Here is a 23,232-nt window from a genome sequence, read left to right as displayed (position 1 = left end):
CCGCCCGTCACTCCGACCCGAGGTCCCGGGTGCGCCGGTAGTGGCGGCGGGCCTTCATGCGGTTGCCGCAGGAGGCCATCGAGCACCAGCGCGCGGTGTTCGGCTTGCTCCGGTCGATCAGGAAGAGGCGGCAGTCGGGGTTGGCGCACGGACGCAGCCGGCCCGGCCTCTCGGCGCGCAGCCTGTCCCAGGCGAGGACGGCGCGGGCCGCCGCGTCGCCGTCGGGCGGGGTGTGCAGCTCCCAGGTGATCGCCCCGTCGGCGAACGAGGCGTGACGGCGGACGCCGTCGACGAAGGGCGCCAGGGCCGAGGCGGGGCTCGCGCCGCGCACGACGTCCTGAAGCGTGTCGCGCGCGACGCGGACGGTGCGCCATTCGCCCTGGGTGCCGGCGACGCCGTGCGCGGCGAGCCATGACCGGCCGGCCTCCGCGTCGGCGAGCCGGTCGGTCGGCGCGCCGTCCACCACGGGGGTCGTGTTCAGCAGGTCGAGCAGCAGCTCTTCGTCGTCGCGCCCGGTCATGCCCGAAAATCTAACCCTCCTGACTCCACTTGACAAGTTAGGTCGATGCGGCAAGCATGATAACCATCAACCTGACTTTTAGGAGTTAGCCATGACTGTCGTCCATCACCGGTACATCACCGTCCAGGGGCAGCGGCTCTTCTACCGGGAGGCCGGCCCCGCCGACGCGCCCGCCGTGGTGCTGCTGCACGGCTTCCCGACCAGCTCGTTCATGTTCCGCGACCTGATCCCCGCCCTCGCCGACCGCTACCACGTCATCGCCCCGGACCACCTGGGCTTCGGCTTCTCCGACGCGCCGGCGGCCGAGGAGTTCGACTACACCTTCGACGCGCTGGCCGACCTGACCGCCGGGCTGCTGGACGGTCTCGGCGTGACCCGGTACGCGATCTACGTGCAGGACTACGGCGCCCCGATCGGCTGGCGCCTCGCGCTCGCCCGCCCCGAGGCGATCACGGCGGTCGTCACACAGAACGGCAACGGGTACGACGCCGGCTTCGTCGAGAGTTTCTGGGCGCCGGTCCGGGCGTACCAGCGCGAGCAGTCACCCGAGAACGAGGCGCAGGTCCGGGGCGCGCTGACACTGGAGGGCATCAAGTGGCAGTACGTCACAGGTGTCCCGGACGAGAGTGTGGTCAGCCCCGACACCTGGCACCACGACCACGCCCTGGTCTCCCGGCCGGGCAACGACCGGGTCCAGCTCGCATTGTTCCGCGACTACGCCGAGAACGCGCCGCGCTACCCGGCGCTCCACGCCTACCTGCGGACCCACCGGCCGCCGGTCCTGGCGGTCTGGGGACAGGGCGATCCCATCTTCGGCCCGGACGGCGCCCGCGCCTTCGCCGACGACGTCCCCGACGCCGAGATCCACCTGCTCGACGGCGGTCACTTCCTGCTGGAGAGCGCCGGTGACGCCGTGGCCGGACTGGTGCACGACTTCCTCGACCGCGTCGCGGTGGCGGCCGGCTGAGCGACCGGGCGGGTCGGTCAGGCGGCGCTCGCCGACGGGGCGGCCGGCAGGAAGTCGTTCCACTGCCCCGCCGGGAAGAGCTGTCCGGCCAGGCGCAGCAGGCGCAGCGGCTGCTCACCCAGGCCGGTGACGGTCAGCAGCCGACCCGCGCCGCGGCACTCCTCCCGCTGGTCGATGAGCAGATGCAGGCCCGCGATGTCCATGAAGACGGTGTGCCGCAGGTCCCAGGTCACCCGCGTGACGGTCGGCGGCAGCCGACGGGCGGTGGCGAGGAGGCCGGGCAGGGCGTCGGAGTCGACGTCGCCACGCGGCGTGAACACGGCGGCGTTTCCTTCTATGGCGACCGGTACGGACATGGCGCGCCCCCTTCCCGGGGGTCATGGAGTCCGTGGACACCGCGCCGCGCGGGGGCGGTCGGGTGGGGCTCCGGCCAGACTCTCGTCCCGTCATCGTCCCACACCCACGCTTTTTGGACACCGCCGATGCGGGCAATCCGGCGACGCCCGGCAAGTGTTCACCAGGCCCACACATGGGGCGTGGCCCTCGCCGTGCGGTCAGCCGCCCTGGCCGGCGCTGCCCATCGGGCCGACCTTCACCGGGGAGCCGGAGCCGTCGGTGACGGGGAGCGTGCCGGCTCCGGGCCAGTCGAGAGTGACCGACTTGGTCTCGTTCGGCGGGGTCACCACCAGGCCCGTGACGCGGACACCCGAGCCGCCCGTCCTGTTCATCGGGTACGTGACGCCGAAGAAGACCGTCTTGCCCTTCTCGAGGACGACCGGGTCGGCCGCCTCACCGGCGCGCTCCGCCGAAACCGAACCGGAGTCGGTCTTCAGGTCGACGCCCGCGTACCCGGCGAGGGTGCAGTCGCGGCCGGTCTTGTTCTTCAGCGCCACCGCGACACTGCCTTCGGAGTCGCCGCCGATGGTGCTGTCCGTCGCCGTGATCCCCAGATCGTCGGTGCGGCACCTTTCGGTTCCGGCGTCACCGGCGGGCTTGCTACCGGTGGGCTTGCTGCCGCCGGTGGGCTTGCTGTCGCTGGAGCCGCTCTCCCCGCCCTGGTCGGCACTGCCGGAACCGGACTCGCCGGTCGAGGGCGCCGCAGCGGTCGGGGACGTGGGGGCGCTCTGCGCGGCGTCGGCGCTGTCGTCGTTCTGGCAGGCCGCGAGCGAGAGGCCAGCGGTGACGGCGAGGGCTGCGAGAGTGAGCTTGTGGGCGCGCATGGATGCTTCTTCCTCTGCTTGTCCGGGTCTCGGTCTCCGATCATCAAGACCGGACGGACGGGACCCGTCGTTCCGTCCGACACCCCCTTGGGACGCCCCTGTCACAGAGGCGTCCCCACCCCTTCGACACCCCTTCGACCTCTTCTCGTCCTCTTGACGATATGACCCTGACTCGATTATCGTCTCTCTGACGAGATCAAGGGGGTCCTCCATGGCCGACATCACCCGGCGCTTCGGCTGGCGCCATCTGCGCTCCGCGCCCACCGCCCACGTCCGCCACCACAAGCGAGGCCGGCTCGCCCACGACGGCCGGGGGCTCAGCTTCTGGTACCGGTCGCTGTCGGCGGCCCTGTCCGAGGTGCCGGTCGACGACCGGGAGCTGGCGATGGCCTTCCACGCCCGTACGGCAGACTTCCAGGACGTCACCGTGCAGGCCACCGTCACCTACCGGATCAGCGACCCGGCCGAGGCGGCGGACCGGCTCGACTTCTCCGTGGACCCGGACACCGGGAGCTGGCGCGGCGCGCCCCTGGAGCAGATCGCCACCCTTCTCACCGAGACCGCGCAGCAGCACACCCTCGACGTACTGGCCCGCACCCCGCTGGCCGGCGCTCTGGTGGACGGAGTGGCCGCGGTACGGGACCGGGTCGCCGCCGGTCTCGCCGCCGAGCCCCGGCTGCCGGCCACCGGCATCGAGGTGGTGGCCGTGCGGGTCGTCGCGATCCGGCCCGAGGCCGAGGTGGAGCGCGCCCTGCGCACCCCGGCCCGGGAGCAGATCCAGCAGGAGGCGGACCGGGCCACCTACGAACGGCGGGCCGTCGCCGTCGAGCGCGAGCGCGCCATCGCCGAGAACGAGCTGGCCAGCCAGATCGAACTGGCGCGGCGCGAGGAGCAGTTGGTTGAGCAGCGCGGCACGAACACCCGCCGGGAGGCCGAGGAGACGGCGGCGGCGGACGGCGTACGGGCCGAGGCCGAGGCGACGCGCAGGGTGCGGCTCGCCCGTGCGGACGCCGAGGCGGCGCGGGAGACGGGCGCGGCGCGCGCCGAGGCCGAGGCGGCCTGGCTGCGGGTGCACGGCGAGGTGGACCCGGCCACGCTGCACGCGCTGGCGGCGACCCGCCTCGCGGAGAACCTGCCGCGGATCGAGAGCGTGACCCTCTCCCCCGATGTGCTGACGGGTCTGCTGAGCCGGTTCGGGCGTCCGGACGGCGGGGCGAGCGCGTGAGCCTGGCGCCGCGGGCGGTGCTCGTGCACCGCAGGACCGAGTACGAGGAGCTGCTCGCCCGGCACGGCACGCACGGGCAGGCCGCGTTCTTCCTCTCCAGCCGGGGCCGCGCGATCGACGAGGTGGCCCGCCGTCACGAGCGCACCCGGCAGGCGCTGCGGGACGTGGCGGCGGCGGTGCCGCTCACCTGGCGCAGCTCCCAGGTGGAGCGGGCCGACCTGGACCGCTTCCTGTTCGCCCCGGAGGACGTGGTGGTCGTGGTCGGGCAGGACGGGCTGGTCGCCAACACCGCGAAGTACCTGACCGGACAGCCGGTGGTGGGCATCGACAGCGACCCGGGGCGCAACCCCGGGGTCCTGGTCCGGCACCGCCGCACCGACGCCGCCGCGCTGCTGCGTGCCGCGACCACCGCCGGGGGCCCGGTCGAGGAGCTGACCATGGTCGAGGCCGTGGCGGACGACACGCAGCGCCTGCTCGCCCTGAACGAGATCTACCTGGGGGCGTCCGGCCACCAGACGGCCCGCTACCGGCTGGGCGCCGACGGTGAGCGGGACCCGGGCGAGGCGCAGGCGTCCTCCGGGGTGCTGGTCGGCACCGGCACGGGGGCCACCGGCTGGCTCAGGTCGCTGTGGCTGGAGCGCGGCGGCACCGTGCCGCTGCCGGGCCCGTGCGACCCGCGGCTGCTGTGGTTCGTGCGCGAGGCGTGGCCGTCGCCCGCGACCGGCACGTCGAGGGTGGCCGGCGAGCTGGCGCGGGGGCAGCGGCTGCGGCTGACGGTGGAGTCCGACCGGCTCGTGGTGTTCGGGGACGGGATGGAGTCCGACGCCCTGGAGCTGGCCTGGGGGCAGAGCGTGCGGCTGGGGGTCGCGGCGACGTCGCTGCGACTGGTGACGTGAGCGACCGGCACCCCGTCAGCGCGTCTGCGTCCGGCTCTCGTCCCGCGCCGAGTGGAAGGCGTCCGACATCGCCTCCGCGGCACCGGCCAGGACGCCCTTGGCCGCGCCCTTGCCGCCGGAGCCCTTCATCTTCTCCGGCAGCTCCGGGAGCCCGGCCGGCTTGCGCGGCCCGGACTCCAGGTCGAGGCGGTTGCACGCCTCGGCGAAGCGCAGGTAGGTGTCGACGCTGGCGACCACGATCCGGATGTCGATCTTGAGTATCTCGATGCCGATGAGCGAGACCCGTATGAACGCGTCGATCACCAGTCCGCGGTCGAGGATCAGCTCCAGGACGTCGTAGAGGCCGCTGGAACCGCCTCCGCCGCTGCGCTGCGCCGGCAAAGCCGCCATCGCGACCACTCCTCGTCGTCTCGTTCCGAAATCCCGCACGGTCCTTCTGACCTCAGCGTCCGCGGTCAAACCGCAGTGATCGACGTCACCTCGTAGCTGACCGCCGAGGCCCTGGACCGACCGCGGCAGGTGAGCTGGTGCGGTGGCGAGCGGTGGGCGCGCACCTCGACGTCGTAGGCCGGGCGGTGGGGCGGTCCCCCGGCGACGCGGACGTTCCATCGGTCGCGCTCGAGCCTGGTCGTCCGCGTGGTGTACGCGTGCCGCTCGGCCGGGCCGAAGCGGGCGAGCACGGCCGCCACCGCCGCCTGCTCGGGCGGGACGAGGTCGGTGTAGCCGCGCAGGTGATCGGCGTGGATGCGGCCGGCCAGGTGCTGCCGGACGGCGGTGACGGAGGTGGCGGCGTCCAGGTTGCCGTAGTAGACGCCGTCGGGCGCGATCACCACGTTGGCGGCGAAGCGGTCGCCGGCGACATGCGTGCACTCCCACACCAGGTCGGGCCAGTGCTCGTTCAGGGCGCGGCCCACCGGCCGGCCGCGTACGGCGCAGCAGACGTCGTGCAGGCCGTGGGCGCAGACGAGGACGACCGGCGGGTGGCCGGGCTCACCGGGCGCGTCGAGGGCGTCCACGATGCCGGCCAGGTCGGTGTCCCGGCTCCAGGTGCCCCACTGCTGGCGGTGGGCGCCCTGGCGGTGGTGACGCAGGACGGCCCATCGTCTCGGACCCTCGGGGACGCCCCGTCCGTGGCGTCTGACCAGCAGCACCCGGGCCCGCAGCGCCTGGGCCGCGGCGTAGACGCGCGCCTTGGTGACGGGGTCGAGGGCGAGCCCGTCGAAGCCGTTGGGGGGCCAGCCGTCGCGGTACTCGATAAGGATCCAGACGACTCCGTACGGTGCCGTGCCCGCGAGTGCGTCACCCCGCGCCCGGGCGGCTTCGGCGCAGAGGAAGCGGTCCGCGGCGGTCACCGACGTCCGGCGGGGACCAGGACGCCCGCGCGCAGGAGTCGGTGGACGAGGTCGACGCCGAGGTCGCCCGCGGCGTGCGCTGCGCCGTCGAGGAGCCGGGTCAGCGCCGGCAGGTCGGTGGCCGGGATGTCGAGCCAGCCGACGCGGGTCAGCAGTCGGCTCTCCTCCAGCCGGGGCTCGAGGGCGTCCCGCAGCCGGACGGTGGTGTCGGGGGCGAGGTCGGCGAGCGCCGCGAGCTGGGTCAGCGGGCCCAGGGGCGCGGGGCGGGCCTGGGCGCGGCGGGCCCGGTGGAAGAGGGGTGCGGTGTCGGCCTCGGCGAGGGCGGCGACGAGGCGTGCGCGGACGTCGTCGATCTCGCCGGCCGGTCCGTCCGGTCCCGGGGGCAGGGAGGCGCGCATCCGCGGGTCGTCGGCCAGCAGGGCCAGCGCGGCCTCGGCGAGCTGCTCGGCGAGCGCGTGGCGGGTCCAGGTGTGGACGCCGAGGGTCAGGTGGATCGAGACGTCGCCCTGGGCCTCGGCGGCGTGCAGCCAGCCGCGCGGCAGGTAGAGGACGTCACCGGGGTGCAGGACCGTGTCCAGGAAGGCTCTGCCCTCGGCGGCCTCGGCGACCGCCGCGCGGTGGTCGGTCCACGGCTGGTCGCGCAGCGGGGCGGGGTGCACGGGCTCGTGGATCAGCCAGCGCTTGGTGCCGGTGATCTGGAGGACGAAGACGTCGTGCACGTCGTAGTGGGAGTCGAAGCCGCGGTTCTGCGGCGGTGTGACGTAGGCGTTGGCCTGGACGGGGTGGCCCAGCTCCGTGCCGAGCCGGGAGACGAAGTCGGTGACCGGCTCCCAGGTGCGCTGGAGGGCCTGGAGGACGAGGGTGGCGCCGTCGGCGAAGGCGCGCCACACGGCGGTGTCGTCCAGCTGGTCGGCGATGGTGGCGCCGACGCCGCCGGAGGAGGTGAACGAGGCGGCGGGGAGGGTGGCGCCGTCCTTCGCCAGGCGCAGGAACGGGGTGCGCAGCCCGCGCCGGGAGACCAGTTCGTCGACCGCGGCCGGGGAGAACAGGTCGGAGAAGTCGCTGGCGTCGCGGGTGAGCAGGGGGACGCGGGACCAGATGTCGCGGGCGAACTCCGCCCGGCCGAGGTGGACCAGACGGGGTCCGAGGACGCCGGCGTCCGCGGTGGCGCCGGCGTCCTGGAGCAGTTCGGCGGAGGGTGGGTTCAAGAGCCGTCGCCGGACTCTTCGGCACCGCCGTCCGCGCCACCGTCGTGCACGCCGGGCGTACCGGCCGCGCCACCGTCCGCCGGACCCTCGGCACCGCCGTCCGCACCACCGTCATGCACGCCCGGGGTACCCGCCGCGCCACCGTCCGCCGGACCCTCGGCACCGCCGTCCGCACCGCCGTCGTGCACGCCGGGCGTACCGGCCGCGCCACCGTCCGCCGGGCCTTCGGCCCCGCCGTCCGCGCCACCGTCGTGCACGCCCGGGGTACCCGCCGCGCCACCGTCCGCCGGACCCTCGGCCTGGTTGGGGTCGTGCTCGGAGTTGGTCATGGTTCCTCCTGGTCGTGGACATCCAGGGTCCCCAGAGCCCCCGTACGGAAACCCGGGGCTCCGCTTTTCCCCAACATCGCTCACCCGATCGGGCCGGGCAACCGGAGCGGACTTCCGGCGGGACTCCCCCGCGGCCGACGTTCAGATACGGCTCATGGAGGCCATGGCGTAGAGCAGCTCCAGGGCGGCGGTCTCATCGCCCTGCTGGGCGGCGGCGACCTGGCGCGGTGGCAGGTGACCGGCGGCGAGGCGGCAGAACTCGACCTCGTCCAGGACCACGTGGCTGACGCAGTTGTCGGGTCCGGCCGGGCCGTCGGCGCCGTCCAGCGGCAGGTACCAGTCGCCGCCGCTCTCACCCTCGATCTGCAGCCGCAGACTGCGGGCCCGCGCGTCCGGCCGGGTCATGGGCAGCGGCGGCGAGGCGAGACCGGCCTGGCGGCGGGCGGCGAGGATCGCGGGCAGCATCTCGACGGCGACGGAGATCAGGGTGCGCAGGTGTTCGGGTACGGGCGGGACGTACGGGTAGTCCACGGCGTCCGCGATGTCGGTGGCGTGGATCCAGGTCTCGAAGGCGCGGTCGAGCAGGGCCAGGCGCAGCGGCAGCACCGCGTCGCCGTAGGGCACGCCGATGTCGGCGACGCCCGCGCCGCTGAAGGAGCAGGTGCGGATCAGCTCGTAGGACTGGTTCCGCCAGGTCTCGCGCATCGAGGTGAGCGGGGAGTCGGCGTCCGCCCCGGGGCCCTGCGGGGTGTGCCGCATCTGCTGCCACACGGCCTCGGTGCGGCTCAGCGGGTCGCTCGCCGCGGTCTCGGAGGACGTCATCGGGTCCGGGAGGCCCAGCGTCTTCGCCACCATGCCGTCCACGGCCATGAGGTGCCCGAGGACCCCGGCCACCGAGGTGCTGCGGGTGGCGCTGCTCTCGTCCTCGAACCACTCCAGCTGGACGGGGGTGGCCCATTCCTGGCCGCTCAGGTCGGCGAGGAGGGCGTCGAGGCGGGCGGTCTCCGCGTCGTAGGGCTGCGCGTAGTCGGGCACCGAGACGGCGGGCTTGCGTGCGCTGAAGCAGGCGCCGAGCACCTCGGCGCGCAGGGTCGGGGGGAGGTCGAGGTCCACGTGCGGGTGCAGCAGGTCGACGGCGGAGCGCAGGCGCTCGGCCTCCTCGGCGCACGGGGCGCAGTCGGTCAGGTGGGCGTCCACCCGTGCCGTCTCCTCGGCCGAGCACGCGCGCAGCGCCCAGGCCCCCAGCAGGGCGGCCGCGTCGGCGTGCTCGTCGGCGGTACGGGTCATCGCCTGTCCTCCCTGGCGGTGTCGGCCGCGTCCGCCACCGCACGGAGGATCCGCCGCAGCCGGCCGAGCAGTTCCTCCGGTGTGGTGCCCAGCTCTGTGGCCGCTCGACGGTAGTCCTTGGCCCCGGGCCCGGCGTCACCCGCGGGCGGGCTCTCGGACGTGTGCCCGGTGTGGACGAGACGCAGCGCCGCCCGGGTGGGGGAACTCATCGCGCCGAGCGTCTCGTCGACCTCGGCCGGCGCCGGGGGCCGGTCGGTGCCCGCGACGGCGCGTCGGGCGACGTCCTCGCACACGGCCATGGTCAGCCAGGTCCTGAGGCGGAAGCGCGCGGGGTCGTAACCCTCCGGGTGCTGCCACAGGCGGGTGAAGACCGAGGTCACCGTCTGCTGGGCGGCCTTCTCCTCGCCGAGCAGCCGAGCCGCCACGGCGTGCACGAGGTCCGCGTGCCGGTCGTACAGCTCGCCCAGGGCGGCGGCCTCGCCGCGGCCGATGCGGATGTGGATCCGGCGTTCCCACTGCGCCGCTTCGTCCGCTGCGTCGGTCATGGTCCCGCCTTCAGCCCTTCCCGCCCGCTTTCTGACGCCTCGCCCACTCTAACGGCTCATCGCCCGGCGTCCCGGCGATTGCGGGTATCCGCCGGCGCCGGACGCGAGCCGGCTCATCTCAGCGGCGTCACGGTGCGCGTCGCCGAGTCGTAGCTGCGAGCCCCGGTGAAGGTGCCTCGCCACGCCTCGGACAGCTCCGCCGGGAGCCGTTCCTCCGGCCACGGGGAGGTTGTTCCGCCGCGGGTCCGGCCCAGGGTCAGATGCGGCGTCCAGGCGCCGGGTGCGTGCAGGGGGTTGGCGCCCGAGGCGTCGTCTTCGTGCAGCACGGTCCACACCCTGCGGTGCAGGGCGGCCAGACCGGCCTCGGCCGCGACGCGCCAGGCCAGCACCTCGGTACGACCGCTGAAGCGCAGCACTCCGGTCAGGGCCAGCGGGAGCGGCAGCGCCGTGAGGGCGGACGACAGGTCGTACCAGGTGGTCGGCGGGATTTCCCGGGTCGTCGTCGCCAGCGTCAGGTGGGGCCGGTTCGTGGGGTGCCGGTGCGAGGCCAGACTGGGCAGCCCGGCGGCACCGAGCCGCCGCCAGACCTCGCGGACGCGTTCCTCGGTCTCCTCGTCGACCAGCAACTCCACGGTGCGCACGACGGCAGCGTAGGCCGCGGGCGGTGGCGGTGCTGCGTGCGCGGCATGGCTGCGGGTAGCAGGGGCTCGAAGCCGTAGTTGCCCGGGCCGCCCGTGGTCGGGGCTCCCCATCAGGAAAGAGGTGCACATGTCCGCGTCCCTACTCGAGTCCGTCGACCTCGAAGCGCCGGTCGCCGTCGCGTGGGAGCTGTGGAGCGACGTCTCCCGCTGGCCCGACTTCCTCAGTCATGTCAGCGCGGTCGAGCGCCTCGACGACCGGCGGTTCGCCTGGCGCCTCGACCTGCCGGGTGCCGACAAGGACTTCGTCGCCGAGCTGACCGAGGTGATCCCGCAGGACCGGATCGCCTGGCACACGATCGAGGGCGTGGAGCACGCGGGGGTCGTCACCTTTCACCGGCTCAGCGACACGACCAGCCGGGTGACGCTGCAGATCGAGTACACCCCCGAAGGCTTCGTGGAGCGCCTCGGCGCGCTGACCAACCTGGACGCCACGTTGGCCAACTACGACCTCGGCCAGTTCCAGAAGCTCGCCGAGACGGCCGCGCGCTGAGGAGCCGCGACGGCGGGCGCTGCGGCCCGCCTGCCCGACGGTGGTCGGGCAGGCGGGCCGCGGTGTTCAGGCGTGCCGGGGGCCGGCCGCCCGGTGGGAGGAGGGCGTGCGGCGGGCCGGCCGGGCCGCGCGGGCGGCTTCCAGGCGGCGCAGCCACCGGGAGGCGGTCAGCAGGAGGACGGCGAAGGTGGTCACCAGGAGGGCGGACACCCACATCTGCCGGCTGCCCGGATGCGCCAGGCCGGTCCAGGCGGTCAGCGCCGCCCAGAGCAGGAAACCTCCCAGGTAGTAGAGGCGGGTCCGGCGCAGCTGCCGCACGGTCCGGCCGGACACGGGGTGATCAGTCGTCGCTGGCATGGCCGACGTGTACCCCGTGTCTCGGCGTTCACCGGCGGCCGACGGGGCCGAGGGCGAGGGTCTGTCCGGTGGCCGTGCGGGCGGGGGTCGTGGTGACGCCCAGGAGTGCGCCGGTGGCGGTGTGGGCGGTGGGGCACGAGAGGAACGGGGTCAGTCGAAGGTCTCGACGTACTCCTCGGTGGGGCCGAGTCGGGGGCCGTCGAGGAGGTCGATCCGGTCGCCGAGGCGTTCGAGTTCGAGCACGGTGACGGTGTTCTCGCCCGCGCGCAGGAGGGGGCGCGGGAGGTAGAGGGTGGTCTGGGGGCCGATCTCCCAGTAGCGGCCGAGCAGTTCGCCGTTGATCCAGCAGAAGCCCTTGGCGAAGCCGGGCAGGGCGAGGAAGGTGTCGGCGGGCCGGTCCACCGTGAGGTGGGCGGTGGCGAAGCCGGCCGTTCCGGCGGGCGGGGCGAGGGAGGCGGCACGGGCGAGCTCGCGCGGGGTCCATGTGTCGATAGGGAGCCGGTGCATGGTCCAGCCGTGCACCAGCCTGCGCTCGACGCGCACCCCGCCGAGGATGCCCTTGCCCTGGCCGAGCAGCGGCCCGTAGTTGATCCGGCCCTGGTTCTCGACGAGCAGTTCCAGGCGGGCCCGCTCCCCCGTGCCGGTCACCCGGCAGGACGCGGTCTCCCGGTCCAGTACGCCGACGGGTGTGCCGTCGAGGAAGACCTGCGCCCGGTCGTGCAGTCCGGTGACCGTCAGGTCGAACTGCCCGGCGGGCAGCAGGGGGTGGGCGGTGTAGAGCACCAGCCCTGACGCCTGGCCCAGGTCCTCGAAGCTGAGCGGCAGCGGCGCGTGCACCGGGTCGGCGACCGTGCGCAGCGCGTCGAGGAGGGCGGCTCCCCGGGTCACCGGCAGGGTGCGGGGCGGCAGGAGCGGCGGGTCGGCGGGCACCGGGCGGGTGGCGGCCTCCGGGCCGAGCAGGTGCTCGCGCAGGGCGTGGAACTTCGGTGTGACGGCGCCGTGTTCGGCGATGGGTGCGTCGGAGTCGTAGCTGGTGACGGTCGGCTGGAGGCGTTCGCCGTCGTGGTTGGCGCCGGCCCACAGGCCGAAGTTGGTGCCGCCGTGCGCCATGTAGAGGCTGACCGAGCCGTCCGCGTCCAGGATGCGGCGCAGTGTCTCGGCGGCACCGGCGGCGGGCCGTACGTGGTGCTTCTCGCCCCAGTGGTCGAACCAGCCGTTCCAGAACTCCGCGCAGACGAACGGCTCTTCGGGTCGGCGGGCGCGCAGCAGGGCGGCGGCCTGCTCCGGCTGGGAGCCGAAGGTGAGGGCGGCCAGTTCGCCGGGGAGGGTGCCGGCGTCGAGCATCAGCTCGGTGGGGCCGTCGGCGGTGTACAGCAGCTCGGTGATGCCGCGGGCGGTCAGGGCGTCGCGCGTCCAGCGCAGATAGTCCGCGTCGTCGCCGTAACTGCCGTACTCGTTCTCGATCTGCACGGCCACCACCGGACCGCCCTGACCGGCCTGCAACGCGGCGACGCGCGGGATCAGCTCGTCGAACCAGCGGCCCACGGCGTCCAGGAACGGCGGATGCGAGGTGCGCAGCCGCATGCCGGAAGTACCGGTCAGCCAGGCGGGAAGTCCGCCGTTGTCCCACTCGGCGCAGATGTACGGGCCAGGCCGCACCACGACGTCGAGACCCTGGTCCTGCGCGAGGCGGACGAACCGCTCCAGGTCGCGCCGGCCGTCGAAGCGGACGTCCCCCGGGGTGCGCTCGTGGAAGTTCCACGGCACGTAGGTGTCCACGGTGTTGAGCCCCAGCGCGGCCAGCCGCTCCAGACGGTCGGCCCACTGCTCGGGATGGACGCGGAAGTAGTGCAGCGAACCGGAGAGCAGGCGGTGCGGCCGGCCGTGGCGCAGCAGGGTGTTCGCGCGGTGGGTCAGCGTCGGCGCCGGGCGGTCGGTGCGGGCGGCGGGTGCGGCCCGCCGGGCGCTCGGCGGTTCGGCCTGGGTGGTCACGTGTCGCTCCCGGAATGTGATCGATGCCTGCGCGGGCCCTGGGCTGTTCCGATGTGCTCCGCTGGGCGGAACTATGACAGAGCATGTTATCGATGCCAAGGTACGGGACGAGACCGTCCGGCGCATCGCGGGGCCCGGCGGTGGCTGAGCTAGTTGTGCGGGCCGGTACCGCCGCGCGGCGCCTCCCGGGGCCGTGGCCGCCCCGCGGTCGGTCACGGGGCCAGGTCGGCGTGCACCAGGTCGTGGTCGGAGTACGCGGAGGGCTGCACGCCCTGCCCGAGCGCGGTGACGCCGCGCAGGAAGACGTAGTCGAACTTGCTGCGCCAGTCGGTGGTCGGCGTGCAGCCGCCCGCGGCCGGGGGGCGGCACTCGGGGTCGGCGTCCGCGGCGAGGGCCCACATGCCGGTCAGCTCGGGGGTGCCCGGTACGGCGTTGAAGTCGCCCAGCACGATCGCGCGGTCGTGGCGGGCGACGGCGGCGGCCAGTACGCGGGTCTGGGCCGCCCGGACGGCCTCCTGGCGGCGCTGGGCGAGGTGGGTGGCGAAGACCCGGACGGTCCTGCCGCCCACCTCGGTCGTCACGGCCAGGTAACCCCGGTCCTCGGAACCGCCGTCGGGGTACTCAGCGGTGACCCGGTCGGTCATGGGGGCCGCCGAGAGGATCGCCTGGCCGAAGCCCCCCGGCCGCCACGGCACTCCCCCGCACCGGCTCCAACTGCGCAGCACCGAGCCGTACTCGACGTGGTAGACGAGGCCGTACAGATACTCCAGGTGGTCCCGGATCGCCTCGACGTCGCGCACGCACGCCTCCTGGAGGGCGATGACCTCGGGCGCGTAGCCGGCGATCTCCGTCGCGCGGCCGACGTTCTGCTCACTGCCCTCGCAGGGGTTGCAGATGTTCCAGGTGGCGACCCGGCCCGCCACCACGCCGGTGGGGGCACCGGCGGGCAGGGGCTTGGCGACGGGGTTGTTCGTCGGGGCGCTGGGACCGACGAGCACGGCGCAGGCCATGGCCATGGCGGCCGAGAGCCGACGCACGCCTCTTCCGGTCACCGCCGCCTCCTGCCGTCCGAGCCTCAGCCTAACTCTCCGACGACGGCGGGAACACGGGCCTCAGCGCACGCTGAGGCGCACCAGGCGGGCGGCCGGGCCGTGCCCGTGCCCCGTCGGGCCGGTCTCGAAGGCGACGTACCGTGCGGTGGCCGAGGCATCCAGCCGCCGCACCCGTCCCCGGCCGCGCAGCTCGCCGCCGTCCCGGTAGCCGACGCCGTCCTCGCTGAAGGCGACCCGGGCCAGGGGGCCCGCGTCGGAGGACCACTCCGCCTCCACGGCCCCGACCCCGCGCGCGGAGCCCAGGTCCACGACCAGGCGGCCCCTCTCGCCCGGGAGCCAGGCGGTGTGCGGGTCGCCGTCCACCGCGGCGGCCGGATCGGACATGCCCTCGGGCAGCGGGCCGGTGGGGAAGACGGTCCGGCCCAGGGCCAGGTCGTCGCTCGGGTACGCGGTGGCGCCGTGCAGCACGACCGTGACCGTACGGCCCGCCCGGACGTCGGTCACCGCGCTGCGGCCCTGCGCCTGGACGCGGACGCGGCAGGAGGCGCCGGACAGCCGGACGGTGGCCCCGTCGACCACCGTGGCCCGCAGCCCGGGCGGCAGCCTCCTGCCGGTGAGGGCCGTCAGCCGGAAGCGAGGGGCGAGCACTTCGGCGGAGGCGGGGGCGAGTTCGGCGTCGTAGCGGATGCCGTCCGCGGTCACCGTCTGGATGCCCTGGTAGAGGGTCGTGGACGAGTCCGTGCGCGGGATGCGGACGCCCGTGGTGACCGGCCCGCCGGTGAGGTTGAAGAGCGAGAGGTATCCGTCGGCCGCGCTCGCCCGCACCCCGTCGGCACCCGTCTCGGGGGCCGCTCCCCTGGCCAGCGCCCGCAGGGTGACCGTCGGCGTGCCGGCGTACCCCTCCACCAGGACGGGTGCGGCGGGTCCGTCGCTCAGCAGGATCGTGTCGCCGTACACGGCGAGGGGCTGCTCGCCGCCCCGCACGACGAGCCCGGCCCGGCCGTCCACGTCGAGCCAGCCGCCCCGGCTGCTCACCGCGGGCACCGGCCAGGAGGCGAGGTCCCGCCAGGTGGTGCCGTCCGCCGAGCCCTGCACGCGGTAGGCGCGGCCGGCCGCCGCCTCCCAGTCCAGCCGGACCCGGTCCACCTCGTGCGCGGCGCCCAGGTCCACCGCCAGCCAGCTGTCCGCGCGGGGGCGTTCGGACTTGGCCACCGCCCAGCGCGTCGTCCCGTCGCCGTCGAGGGCGAGCCGGGCCTCCTTGCCCGGGTCGGCCGAGGACGCGGTGCCGGTGCCGCCGCGGGCGAGGTCCGGCCCGTCGGCGCCGTCCCGGACCTCGAAGCCGTACAGGGAGTAGCCGTAGGACGGGTCGGGGCGCACCCCGAGCATGCGCAGGTGGCGCAGCGGCGTCCGGTCGAAGGTGACCTCGTCGACGCGGCCACCCGTCTGGACGGGCGCGGTGTCGGACGCCCGGACGGTCGCCCGGCCCTCCTCGAAGCGGTAGGTGCGCGCACCGTCGAGCCCGGGCATGCCGGGCATGGTCAGGTTGTGGACCTCGAGGTGGCCTTCCCCGGCAGCGGTTCCGGTGCTCGCGTACACGACGGAGCCCGTGGGGAGGGTGGCGAAGGCGGCGACGCCGTCGGCCAGCCGCAGCACGGTCGCGCTCGCGTCGAAGCCGTCCCGGACCCGCTCGTAGACCCGCACGGTGCGCTCGGTGACCTTCGCGTTCGTGGCGGGCAGGAACATGGGGGTGGCTCCGCTGAGCCGGAACAGCCAGTCGTCGTGGGCGGGTTGCCAGGCGAACTTCACGAAGCCCGGCTTGGAGACGGCGCCGGCCCACGCCGTGCGCGTCTGGTACGACACCAGGCCGGGTCCCGTGCCGTGGTCCGTCACGCCGGACGCCTGCTCGAACAGCTCCTGGCGGGTCAGGGGCCGCACGCGCCGGCCGGCGGTGGCCGCCCACACGTGCAGCAGGTAGCTGATGGCGATCTCGGCGCGGGCCTCGGGCTCGTACTTCGGCTCGCCGGAGAACTTGGCCATCCGGTGCTCGGGGGGATACGCCTGGTACGCCTCCAGGCGCGCGGCCAGCTCCTGTTCGGCGCGCGCCGCCGCGCGGTCGCCCTTCACCTGGGCGAGGAAGGCGAGGGGGATGACGTCCCGGCCGTAGAGGTGCTCACGGTCGTTCACCATCGGCATCAGCGGCTCGCCCGCGTCGCTCATGACGCCGAGCAGGGTGCGCCACAGGGCCTGTCCGTTCGGCTGGCGCGTCAGCACCTCGGGCAGCTCGCGGCCGGCGGCCAGGAAGTGGGCGGCGTTGCGGCCGGAGGTGCGCCACAACTCCTCCTGGTAGTGCGGGCCGAAGGAGCCGTGGTTCTCCACGATGAAGGTGTCGTAGAGGTTGCGGGCGGTGTTCTCCGAGACGGCGGCCACGCCGTCCACGAGCGCCGGGTTGGCGAGGTCCGCGGGCGGGAGTCCGGCCTCGTTGCGCGACCAGGTCCCGTACCAGGACGCCCAGGTCTTCGCCCGGGGGTCCTCGGGTGCCCAGGCGAGGGCCGGGGCGAGGGTCTGCGCGTACAGGCCCATCTCCTCCAGCTTGGTGTCGCCGACGTGGCCGCCGGTGAGCCCGTTCGGCGTCCAGTCGCCGGAGTCGGGGTCGTCGCCGGTGCCCAGGGAGGCGGTGTAGGCGGCCTGTTCGCGCACGATGGTGTCCACGTCGGCGCGGGTCGCCTCGTCCAGGTCGTGCCACAGCAGGCGGGCGGCGAGCACGAAGTAGGACTGGAAGGTGGTGTCGAAGAAGAGCTTGCGGCCCCACTCGGTGCCGCCGGTGAGCCGGTTGGAGGCCGCGAAGTGCCGGATGGTGGCCAGGGTGCGCTGCCTGAGGGTGTCGCGGTCGACGCCTGCCCGCCGGGCGTCGTAGGTGCCGTGGGTCAGCAGGACCGCGTTGCCGAGGACCACCGCGAAGCCGAAGTCCTTGGCCGTGTAGTGGCCTTGGGCGGCATTCCATTGCGTCTCCGACCAGCGGGTGTGGTCGAGCAGGACGCGGTGGTACGTCGCGGCGGTCTCGTCCGGGGGCGTGCTCGTGGAGGCGGCCGGGGCGGAGGAGGTCGCGGAGGCGGAGGCGAAGGCGGTGGCGCCCGGGGCGCCGGTGAGTTCGGGGAGTGCGGCCAGTGCGCCCGTCAGACCGGCAAGGTGCAGGAAGCGGCGGCGGTGGATGGGCGGGAGGTGGTGCGGCACGGTTACCCCTGAGACTGGACAACGTTGTCAGATCGCTGGCGCCGTCATCCTCGGGTGCGGTGCGGGCCGGAGTCAACGGGTGTGCGGGGACGGGATCGCCGCCCACGCCCGGCCTCTTGCCGGTCCGGCCGGGGCACCTCTACCTTACTTTTCAGTAAGTTAACTTCGGAGTAAGGAGATTGGGTTGGTCGCCTATCGGACGGTCGTCGTCGGCACCGACGGCTCGAAGTCGTCGTTCGCCGCGGTCGAGGGGGCGGCCAGGCTCGCCGCGGCGTGCGGGGCCGAACTCGTGATCGCCTGCGCCTATCTGCCGATGCAGGGCCCGGAACTGGCCCGCGCGCAGGACCAGCTGGGGGCCGAGGCCTACCAGGTCGTGGGCTCGGCGCCCGCCGAGGACACCCTGCGGACCGCCGGCGACCGGGCGCGGGCCCAGGGCGCGGTGGACGTGCGGTCGGTGGCGGTGCAGGGCGAGCCGGTCGCCGCGCTGGTGCGGGTCGCCCAGGAGAGCGCGGCCGATCTCCTCGTGGTGGGGAACCGGGGGCTGCGCTCCCTCGCCGGGCGCCTCCTGGGCTCGGTGCCGGCGGACGTCGCACGGAAGGCGGGCCTCGACGTGCTGATCGTGCACACCACGTGAGCACGGCGGAACCGGCCGAGGACCGGGAGGTTCCGCCGGACGCCGAGGCGCTCGCCCGGCTCGTCGAGGAGGTGCTGCTGGGCGGCGGCCGGCTCTGGACGCGGGGGGACGTCGCGGAGCGGACCGGGGTCGGGGCCGAGCGCACCGCGGAGATCTGGCGCGCGCTCGGCTTCCCGGCGGCCGGCGACGACGAGCGGGTCTTCACCGACGCGGACGTCGCGGCGCTGTCCGCCGGGGAACGGCTCATCGCGGCCGGGCTCATCACGGGCGAGAGCGAGACGATGATGGCGCGGGCCCTGGGGCATCATCTGTCCCGGCTCGCCGAGTGGCAGGTGCACACCCTCTGGGCCTGGCTGAACCGCGACCCCGCGGTGCCGGTGGACGGTACGGAGCTGGCGGACCGCGCCGCGGCACTGCTGCCGGAGATGGAGCTGCTCCAGCGGCACGTGTGGCGCCGGCACCTCGCCGCGTGCGCCGGGCGGGTGCTGGCCGACGCGGAGGCGGAATCGTCGGGGTCGGGACCGGCAGCGGCGCCGGACGCGGGGGCCGGTGTCCGGGACCTGGCAGTGGGGTTCACCGACATGGTCGGCTACACCCGCATGACCCGGGGGCTCGACAGCGCCGCGCTGGTGCGGACGATCGACCATTTCGAGTCCCTGACCGGCGACGTGGTCGCCGAGGGGCGGGGCCGGGTGGTGAAGACCATCGGCGACGAGGTGCTCTTCGCCTGCGCCTCGGCGTCCGACGCGGCCGGCATCGCGCTGGAGCTCACCGGCCGGGCCGCCGCGGACCCGCGCCTGCCGCCGATGCGGACCGGGCTGGCCCACGGCGCCGTCCTCAGCCGCTTCGGCGACGTCTACGGGGCGCCGGTGAACGTCGCGGCCCGGCTCACCGCGCTGGCCCGGCCGGACACCGTGCTGGTCGACACGGCGTTCGCGGGCGAGGTGGCCGACGCCGCTGCCTACCGGCTGAAGGTGCTCCGGGCGGTCTCCGTGCGCGGCTACAGCAGGTTGCGGCCGGTACTGCTGCGGTCGGCTCAGCCGGTCGCGGGGGCGCAGTGAGGCGGGGCCGGGGGCGGCGCCGGGCCGGGCGCTCGGGCGCCAGGTCGCCGGCCGCCCTCGCCTCCGGGCCGCCTCGGCGTCAGGTGGCGGAGGGGCGGCGGCCACCTCGCCGGTCGGCGGCGCGGCCACCGGTCTTGGCGGCGCCACCGCTCTTGCCGCCGCCACCGGTGGCTCCGCCGGCCGCGCCCCGCCGGCCCGCTCCGCGAGCGGCTCGGCCGGAGGCCGTGCCGGTGGCGGACTGGCGGTCTGAGGTGCGGGCCGGCCGGCCCGCACCGGCGCCGGCCGCGGACTGGCGGTCGGACGTGCGGGCGGCTCGGCCCGAACCGCCACCGGCAGCCGGTTGGCGGTCGGACGTGCGGGCGCCGGTGCGGGGCGCGCCGCCGGTGGCCGTGGCCTTCGCCCCCTCGGCCCCGCCGCCGCCACGGCGTCGGCGGCCGGACCGGCCGCCGGGCTTGGCGGTGCTCCTGCCCTCCGGGCGCGACGACGCGGGGGCCGTCGGCTGCGGGACCACGATGGTGACGGCGACGCCGGACGGCTCCCGGGCACCGGTGATGGTGGTCAGGGCCTCGTCGCCCGAGGTGACACGGGCCGTCCTCGGACGGATCCCGGCATCCGACATGAGCCGGGTGACATCCCGCTTCTGCTCGGGCAGGACCAGCGTGACCACGCTGCCGGAGCCGCCGGCGCGGGCCGTGCGGCCGCCCCGGTGGAGGTAGTCCTTGTGGTCGGTGGGCGGATCGACGTTGACGACGAGGTCGAGGTCGTCGATGTGTATGCCCCGGGCCGCGACGTTCGTCGCCACCAACGCGGTGACCTGGCCGTTCTTGAACTGCTCCAGGGTGCGGTTGCGCTGCGGCTGGGAGCGGCCGCCGTGCAGCGCCGCCGCGCGGACGCCGACGGCGAGCAGCCGCTTGGCGAGCCGGTCGGCGGACCGCTTGGTGTCCAGGAAGAGGATCACCCGGCCGTCGCGGGCCGCGATGCGCGTGGTGACGGCCTTCTTGTCGGTCTCGTCCTGGAGGTGCAGCACGTGGTGCTCCATGGTGGAGACCGCGCCCGCCGACGGGTCCACGGAGTGCACCACGGGGTCGGTCAGGAAACGCTGCACCAGGCGGTCGATGTTGCTGTCCAGGGTGGCCGAGAAGAGCATGCGCTGGCCGTCCGGCCTGACCTGCTGGATCAGCTTGGTGATCTGCGGCAGGAAGCCCATGTCGGTCATCTGGTCGGCCTCGTCCAGCACCGTGATGCGCACCTGGCCGAGCACGCAGTCCCCGCGCTCCACCAGGTCGTTGAGCCGGCCGGGGCTCGCCACGACCACCTCGGCGCCGCGCCGCAGCGTGGCGGCCTGCTTGGTGATGGACAGCCCGCCGACCACGGTGGCGAGGCGGAGGTTCACGGCCGTCGCGTAGGGGGTCAGCGCGTCCGTCACCTGCTGGGCCAGCTCGCGCGTGGGCACCAGGACGAGGGCGAGCGGGGCCTTGGGCTCCGCGCGCAGCCCGGCGGTGCGGGCCAGCAGGGCGAGGCCGAAGGCCAGGGTCTTGCCGGATCCGGTGCGGCCCCGGCCCAGCAGGTCGCGGCCAGCGAGCGAGTTGGGCAGTGTGGCGGCCTGGATCGGGAAGGGCGTGGTCACCCCCTGGGCGGTGAGGGTCTTCAGCAGCCCGGCGGGCATGTCCAGACCGGCGAATTCCTCGACGGCGGGAAGTGCGGGGGTCGTGTTCTCCGGCAGTCGGAATTCACGCGGCGCCGGGGCGGGGCGCCGGTTCGGCTTCTGGGGCCTGCGGGGCATGCGGTGTTTGCCTTCCTGGGGAACAGCACAAACCGGGGTCCGCACCATGACGGTGCGGACCCCGGTGAGCGGATACGCGTCCGGCTATCAGGCGGGGACGATGTTCTCCGCCTGCGGGCCCTTCTGGCCCTGCGTGACGTCGAAGGAGACCCGCTGGCCCTCCTGCAGCTCACGGAAGCCCTGGGTCGCGATGTTCGAGTAGTGGGCGAAGACGTCGGGGCCGCCGCCGTCCTGCGCGATGAAGCCGAAGCCCTTTTCAGAGTTGAACCACTTGACGGTTCCCTGTGCCATGACATTCTCCTTGCCGTAGAGCAGATGCTGTAGAGCAGCGGCCCCATCCGGAGATGCCGGAAAACAAAAGTGCGCCTGATGGATAAACATTCCCGTCAGGCGCACATAGGTTCATGGGTACCACAACTGCAACAAGACGAGCGTACCACAGCCCCCACCGGAGGACTGTCGACACCTGACGACGGCCCGGTTTTCCCCGATACAGCACTTTCCGGCCAACATCTCACCGTGTTCCGGGCCCCGCCGAACCGGGCGACCCCTTCCCTCCTCTCACAGCGCGGACACAGCAAGTGCCCCACTCGGAGGACGAGGGAACGATGACCAGAACGCGCATCACCCGGCTGCGGCGACCGCTGCTCGCCGGCACGACGGCCGTCGCCGCCCTGGCCGTGACGGCCGGGCTCGTGGCCGCCACACCGGAGTCGGCCGAGGCCGCGGCCGAGCCCCGGCTGAGCCTCATCGCCGCGACCGGTTCGATCACGCTCACCTCCTGGAAGGAGGATCCGGGCGTCTATCTCGACCTCGGCACCTACCTCACCGCCGAGGGGACGCCGCTGGAGCTGACGGTGACCCGGAAGTCCTACAAGGACCCGGTGACCGTCACGCAGACCGTCTACGAGGGCGGCAGGGCGAAGCACAGGAAGCTGCCCGCCGGCACCGTCAAGGACTTCTCCGGGCTGCCGGGCTTCGCTCAGGTCACGGTCACCGACCGGGCCGGCCGGAAGGTGCTCACCCGCACCGAGGACTTCTGCCCGAACAACGCCAGCGGCCGGGTGCGCCCCGACGCGCCCGCCACCTCGAAGTATCCGGAGAGCTGCCCCACCAACCCCTTCACCCTCGGTTCGGTGTGGGGCGTCGAGAAGGGCTGGGCCGCCAACACCTACGGGGGCTCCTACTCGGAGCCGGTCCAGTTGAAGGCCGGGACGTACACCGCCAAGGTCGGCGTCGCCAAGAAGTACCGCACCCTGTTCGGCATCGCGGACAAGCCGGCCACGGTGAAGCTGACCGTGCAGGAGAAGAGCTACGACGACGAGTCGGCCGCCCTTCGCTCCGCGTCCGGGACCGCACCGGCCGGCGAGCACGCCGAGCACGCCGGGCACCAGGCCCCGGCCGGCCACGCGGGGCACGCCCCGACGCCCGCCGAGGCCGCCGCGCCGGTGACGAGCGGCGCGGGGGCGTCGTACAACGTGGGTCACGGACCGCTGCGGGCGGCGCCGCCCGCCCTGCCCTGGGCGCTGAAGAAGGAGCAGGCCGCCCGGGCGGCGCGGGTCGGCGACACGGGTGGCCAGACCGACGGCTCGCGCAAGGCGCCGGCGCTCACCCCGCTGTCGAAGCGGCCGGCCGGCGCGCCCTCCGTCCCGGACGTCCCCAAGCCCGACCTGCGCTCGCTGCCCGCCTACGGCATCGTCGTCAGCGACGGCGAGCGGAACATCCCCGGCAAGGACTATCTGGCCTTCAGCGCCAACGTGTGGAACGCCGGTCCGGCGCAGCTGGTGGTGGACGGCTTCCGGTCGCCCGGCAAGGCGAAGATGGACGCCTACCAGTACTTCTACGACGCCCGCGGCAAGCAGGTCGGCTACACCCCGACCGGCACCATGGAGTGGGACCCGCGTCCCGGCCATGTGCACTGGCACTTCACGGACTTCGCCAGCTACCGGCTGCTGAAGGCGGACCGGAAGGAGGCCGTGCGCAGCGGCAAGGAGGCGTTCTGCCTGGCCAACACCGACGCCGTCGACTACACGGTGAAGAACGCCAACTGGCACCCGTACAACACCGATCTGAGCACCGCCTGCGGTGAGGAGCAGTCGATCTCCGTCCGCGAGGTGCTGGACGTCGGCTCCGGGGACACCTACTCGCAGGACCTGCCGGGCCAGTCCTTCGACATCACCGGCGTCCCCAACGGCACCTACTACATCCAGGTGCTGGCCAACCCGGAGAAGCGGCTGAAGGAGACCAGCCTCACCAACAACAGCGCGCTGCGGAAGATCGTGCTCGGCGGCACCCTCGACCACCGGACGGTCAAGGTGCCGGCGCACGACCTGGTGAACGCGAACTGACGGGAGAGCGTCACGGGGTCGCGCCCCCTGTCGG

23 protein-coding genes are annotated in these 23,232 nt (G+C 74.1%); 7 read left to right on the top strand and 16 right to left on the bottom strand.

Annotation, left to right across the window (positions count from 1 at the left end; translation table 11 throughout):
- Positions 1 to 7: 7 nt before the first annotated feature.
- Positions 8 to 520: a CGNR zinc finger domain-containing protein gene (locus ACGFZL_RS24490; protein WP_393694724.1), complete on the bottom strand. Its 513-nt coding sequence runs from the start codon at positions 518 to 520 to the stop codon at positions 8 to 10.
- 91 nt (positions 521 to 611) lie between these two features.
- Here ACGFZL_RS24490 and ACGFZL_RS24485 point away from each other — a divergent pair, with 91 nt between their 5' ends.
- Positions 612 to 1,487, top strand: coding sequence for an alpha/beta fold hydrolase (locus ACGFZL_RS24485; protein ID WP_393694721.1), 876 nt, complete (start codon positions 612 to 614; stop codon positions 1,485 to 1,487).
- Positions 1,488 to 1,504: 17 nt separating this feature from the next.
- On the opposite strand, the gene ACGFZL_RS24480 is transcribed toward ACGFZL_RS24485, so the two are convergent.
- A complete protein-coding gene (locus tag ACGFZL_RS24480) occupies positions 1,505 to 1,843 on the bottom strand; it encodes an STAS domain-containing protein (RefSeq protein ID WP_393694719.1) in 339 nt (112 codons plus the stop codon).
- 198 nt (positions 1,844 to 2,041) lie between these two features.
- Entirely contained in the window at positions 2,042 to 2,707 is a 666-nt protein-coding gene (locus ACGFZL_RS24475; RefSeq protein WP_393694717.1) for a DUF4232 domain-containing protein, read from the bottom strand.
- A 211-nt stretch (positions 2,708 to 2,918) separates the two neighbouring features.
- Here ACGFZL_RS24475 and ACGFZL_RS24470 point away from each other — a divergent pair, with 211 nt between their 5' ends.
- Together ACGFZL_RS24470 and ACGFZL_RS24465 are read left to right on the top strand one after the other, a co-directional pair.
- Positions 2,919 to 3,932 (top strand): SPFH domain-containing protein, encoded by a 1,014-nt coding sequence (locus tag ACGFZL_RS24470; protein WP_393694715.1) that lies wholly within the window; start codon positions 2,919 to 2,921, stop codon positions 3,930 to 3,932.
- Positions 3,929 to 4,828 carry a hypothetical protein gene (locus ACGFZL_RS24465; protein ID WP_393694713.1) on the top strand — a complete coding sequence of 300 codons (900 nt, stop codon included), beginning with the start codon at positions 3,929 to 3,931 and terminating at the stop codon, positions 4,826 to 4,828. Before ACGFZL_RS24470 ends, ACGFZL_RS24465 begins: the two co-directional genes overlap by 4 nt.
- A 15-nt stretch (positions 4,829 to 4,843) precedes the next feature.
- Here the strand turns inward: ACGFZL_RS24465 and gvpJ are convergent, their stop codons facing one another.
- The 7 genes from gvpJ to ACGFZL_RS24430 form a co-directional block, all read right to left on the bottom strand.
- Entirely contained in the window at positions 4,844 to 5,218 is a 375-nt protein-coding gene (gene gvpJ, locus ACGFZL_RS24460) for a gas vesicle protein GvpJ (protein WP_355171672.1), read from the bottom strand.
- Between the two features lie 65 nt (positions 5,219 to 5,283).
- On the bottom strand, positions 5,284 to 6,180 hold the full coding sequence (locus tag ACGFZL_RS24455) for a sucrase ferredoxin (RefSeq protein WP_393694711.1): 897 nt from the start codon (positions 6,178 to 6,180) through the stop codon (positions 5,284 to 5,286).
- The gene (locus ACGFZL_RS24450; RefSeq protein ID WP_393694784.1) at positions 6,177 to 7,367 is read right to left on the bottom strand and encodes a cupin domain-containing protein; all 1,191 of its coding nucleotides are present in this window, start codon (positions 7,365 to 7,367) and stop codon (positions 6,177 to 6,179) included. The genes ACGFZL_RS24455 and ACGFZL_RS24450 overlap by 4 nt, the downstream gene beginning before the upstream one ends.
- A gap of 17 nt (positions 7,368 to 7,384) precedes the next feature.
- On the bottom strand, positions 7,385 to 7,717 hold the full coding sequence (locus tag ACGFZL_RS24445) for a hypothetical protein (RefSeq protein ID WP_355171676.1): 333 nt from the start codon (positions 7,715 to 7,717) through the stop codon (positions 7,385 to 7,387).
- 141 nt (positions 7,718 to 7,858) lie between these two features.
- Positions 7,859 to 9,004 (bottom strand): zf-HC2 domain-containing protein, encoded by a 1,146-nt coding sequence (locus ACGFZL_RS24440; protein WP_393694708.1) that lies wholly within the window; start codon positions 9,002 to 9,004, stop codon positions 7,859 to 7,861.
- Positions 9,001 to 9,549 (bottom strand): sigma factor, encoded by a 549-nt coding sequence (locus ACGFZL_RS24435; RefSeq protein ID WP_393694706.1) that lies wholly within the window; start codon positions 9,547 to 9,549, stop codon positions 9,001 to 9,003. Before ACGFZL_RS24435 ends, ACGFZL_RS24440 begins: the two co-directional genes overlap by 4 nt.
- Before the next feature lie 113 nt (positions 9,550 to 9,662).
- Positions 9,663 to 10,190, bottom strand: a complete 528-nt coding sequence (locus tag ACGFZL_RS24430; RefSeq protein ID WP_393694704.1) for a 2'-5' RNA ligase family protein — start codon at positions 10,188 to 10,190, stop codon at positions 9,663 to 9,665.
- Between the two features lie 127 nt (positions 10,191 to 10,317).
- Here ACGFZL_RS24430 and ACGFZL_RS24425 point away from each other — a divergent pair, with 127 nt between their 5' ends.
- Complete coding sequence (locus ACGFZL_RS24425; protein WP_355171684.1) at positions 10,318 to 10,740, top strand: SRPBCC family protein; 423 nt, start codon at positions 10,318 to 10,320, stop codon at positions 10,738 to 10,740.
- A 66-nt stretch (positions 10,741 to 10,806) separates the two neighbouring features.
- Here ACGFZL_RS24425 and ACGFZL_RS24420 read toward each other — a convergent pair whose 3' ends face one another.
- From ACGFZL_RS24420 to ACGFZL_RS24405, 4 genes are all read right to left on the bottom strand, one after another.
- Positions 10,807 to 11,097, bottom strand: a complete 291-nt coding sequence (locus ACGFZL_RS24420; protein WP_355171686.1) for a hypothetical protein — start codon at positions 11,095 to 11,097, stop codon at positions 10,807 to 10,809.
- A gap of 150 nt (positions 11,098 to 11,247) precedes the next feature.
- Positions 11,248 to 13,089 carry a beta-galactosidase gene (locus tag ACGFZL_RS24415; RefSeq protein WP_393694701.1) on the bottom strand — a complete coding sequence of 614 codons (1,842 nt, stop codon included), beginning with the start codon at positions 13,087 to 13,089 and terminating at the stop codon, positions 11,248 to 11,250.
- A 212-nt stretch (positions 13,090 to 13,301) separates the two neighbouring features.
- Positions 13,302 to 14,141: an endonuclease/exonuclease/phosphatase family protein gene (locus ACGFZL_RS24410; RefSeq protein ID WP_393694699.1), complete on the bottom strand. Its 840-nt coding sequence runs from the start codon at positions 14,139 to 14,141 to the stop codon at positions 13,302 to 13,304.
- A gap of 60 nt (positions 14,142 to 14,201) precedes the next feature.
- Positions 14,202 to 17,372: a discoidin domain-containing protein gene (locus ACGFZL_RS24405; protein ID WP_393694697.1), complete on the bottom strand. Its 3,171-nt coding sequence runs from the start codon at positions 17,370 to 17,372 to the stop codon at positions 14,202 to 14,204.
- A gap of 184 nt (positions 17,373 to 17,556) precedes the next feature.
- Here ACGFZL_RS24405 and ACGFZL_RS24400 point away from each other — a divergent pair, with 184 nt between their 5' ends.
- Positions 17,557 to 18,006 (top strand): universal stress protein, encoded by a 450-nt coding sequence (locus ACGFZL_RS24400; RefSeq protein WP_393694695.1) that lies wholly within the window; start codon positions 17,557 to 17,559, stop codon positions 18,004 to 18,006.
- Entirely contained in the window at positions 18,003 to 19,067 is a 1,065-nt protein-coding gene (locus tag ACGFZL_RS24395; protein WP_393694693.1) for an adenylate/guanylate cyclase domain-containing protein, read from the top strand. The genes ACGFZL_RS24400 and ACGFZL_RS24395 overlap by 4 nt, the downstream gene beginning before the upstream one ends.
- A 79-nt stretch (positions 19,068 to 19,146) precedes the next feature.
- Here ACGFZL_RS24395 and ACGFZL_RS24390 read toward each other — a convergent pair whose 3' ends face one another.
- Both ACGFZL_RS24390 and ACGFZL_RS24385 read right to left on the bottom strand, forming a co-directional pair.
- On the bottom strand, positions 19,147 to 20,850 hold the full coding sequence (locus tag ACGFZL_RS24390) for a DEAD/DEAH box helicase (protein WP_393694691.1): 1,704 nt from the start codon (positions 20,848 to 20,850) through the stop codon (positions 19,147 to 19,149).
- A gap of 87 nt (positions 20,851 to 20,937) precedes the next feature.
- Complete coding sequence (locus ACGFZL_RS24385; protein WP_020943502.1) at positions 20,938 to 21,141, bottom strand: cold-shock protein; 204 nt, start codon at positions 21,139 to 21,141, stop codon at positions 20,938 to 20,940.
- A 317-nt stretch (positions 21,142 to 21,458) separates the two neighbouring features.
- Here ACGFZL_RS24385 and ACGFZL_RS24380 point away from each other — a divergent pair, with 317 nt between their 5' ends.
- Positions 21,459 to 23,198, top strand: a complete 1,740-nt coding sequence (locus ACGFZL_RS24380) for a lysyl oxidase family protein (protein ID WP_393694689.1) — start codon at positions 21,459 to 21,461, stop codon at positions 23,196 to 23,198.
- Positions 23,199 to 23,232 lie beyond the last annotated feature (34 nt).

Source organism: Streptomyces sp. NPDC048182 (assembly GCF_043202555.1).
GTDB lineage: Bacteria > Actinomycetota > Actinomycetes > Streptomycetales > Streptomycetaceae > Streptomyces.
Note: the sequence above shows the minus strand (reverse complement) of the source record. Positions and strands in the feature narration are given on the sequence as shown.

Coding starts and splice junctions, on each gene's coding strand:
- ACGFZL_RS24490 (WP_393694724.1), bottom strand. CDS start 520: ATGACCGGGCGCGACGACGAAGAGCTGCTGCTCGACCTGCTGAACACG.
- ACGFZL_RS24485 (WP_393694721.1), top strand. CDS start 612: ATGACTGTCGTCCATCACCGGTACATCACCGTCCAGGGGCAGCGGCTC.
- ACGFZL_RS24480 (WP_393694719.1), bottom strand. CDS start 1,843: ATGTCCGTACCGGTCGCCATAGAAGGAAACGCCGCCGTGTTCACGCCG.
- ACGFZL_RS24475 (WP_393694717.1), bottom strand. CDS start 2,707: ATGCGCGCCCACAAGCTCACTCTCGCAGCCCTCGCCGTCACCGCTGGC.
- ACGFZL_RS24470 (WP_393694715.1), top strand. CDS start 2,919: ATGGCCGACATCACCCGGCGCTTCGGCTGGCGCCATCTGCGCTCCGCG.
- gvpJ (WP_355171672.1), bottom strand. CDS start 5,218: ATGGCGGCTTTGCCGGCGCAGCGCAGCGGCGGAGGCGGTTCCAGCGGC.
- ACGFZL_RS24445 (WP_355171676.1), bottom strand. CDS start 7,717: ATGACCAACTCCGAGCACGACCCCAACCAGGCCGAGGGTCCGGCGGAC.
- ACGFZL_RS24440 (WP_393694708.1), bottom strand. CDS start 9,004: ATGACCCGTACCGCCGACGAGCACGCCGACGCGGCCGCCCTGCTGGGG.
- ACGFZL_RS24435 (WP_393694706.1), bottom strand. CDS start 9,549: ATGACCGACGCAGCGGACGAAGCGGCGCAGTGGGAACGCCGGATCCAC.
- ACGFZL_RS24425 (WP_355171684.1), top strand. CDS start 10,318: ATGTCCGCGTCCCTACTCGAGTCCGTCGACCTCGAAGCGCCGGTCGCC.
- ACGFZL_RS24420 (WP_355171686.1), bottom strand. CDS start 11,097: ATGCCAGCGACGACTGATCACCCCGTGTCCGGCCGGACCGTGCGGCAG.
- ACGFZL_RS24390 (WP_393694691.1), bottom strand. CDS start 20,850: ATGCCCCGCAGGCCCCAGAAGCCGAACCGGCGCCCCGCCCCGGCGCCG.
- ACGFZL_RS24385 (WP_020943502.1), bottom strand. CDS start 21,141: ATGGCACAGGGAACCGTCAAGTGGTTCAACTCTGAAAAGGGCTTCGGC.
- ACGFZL_RS24380 (WP_393694689.1), top strand. CDS start 21,459: ATGACCAGAACGCGCATCACCCGGCTGCGGCGACCGCTGCTCGCCGGC.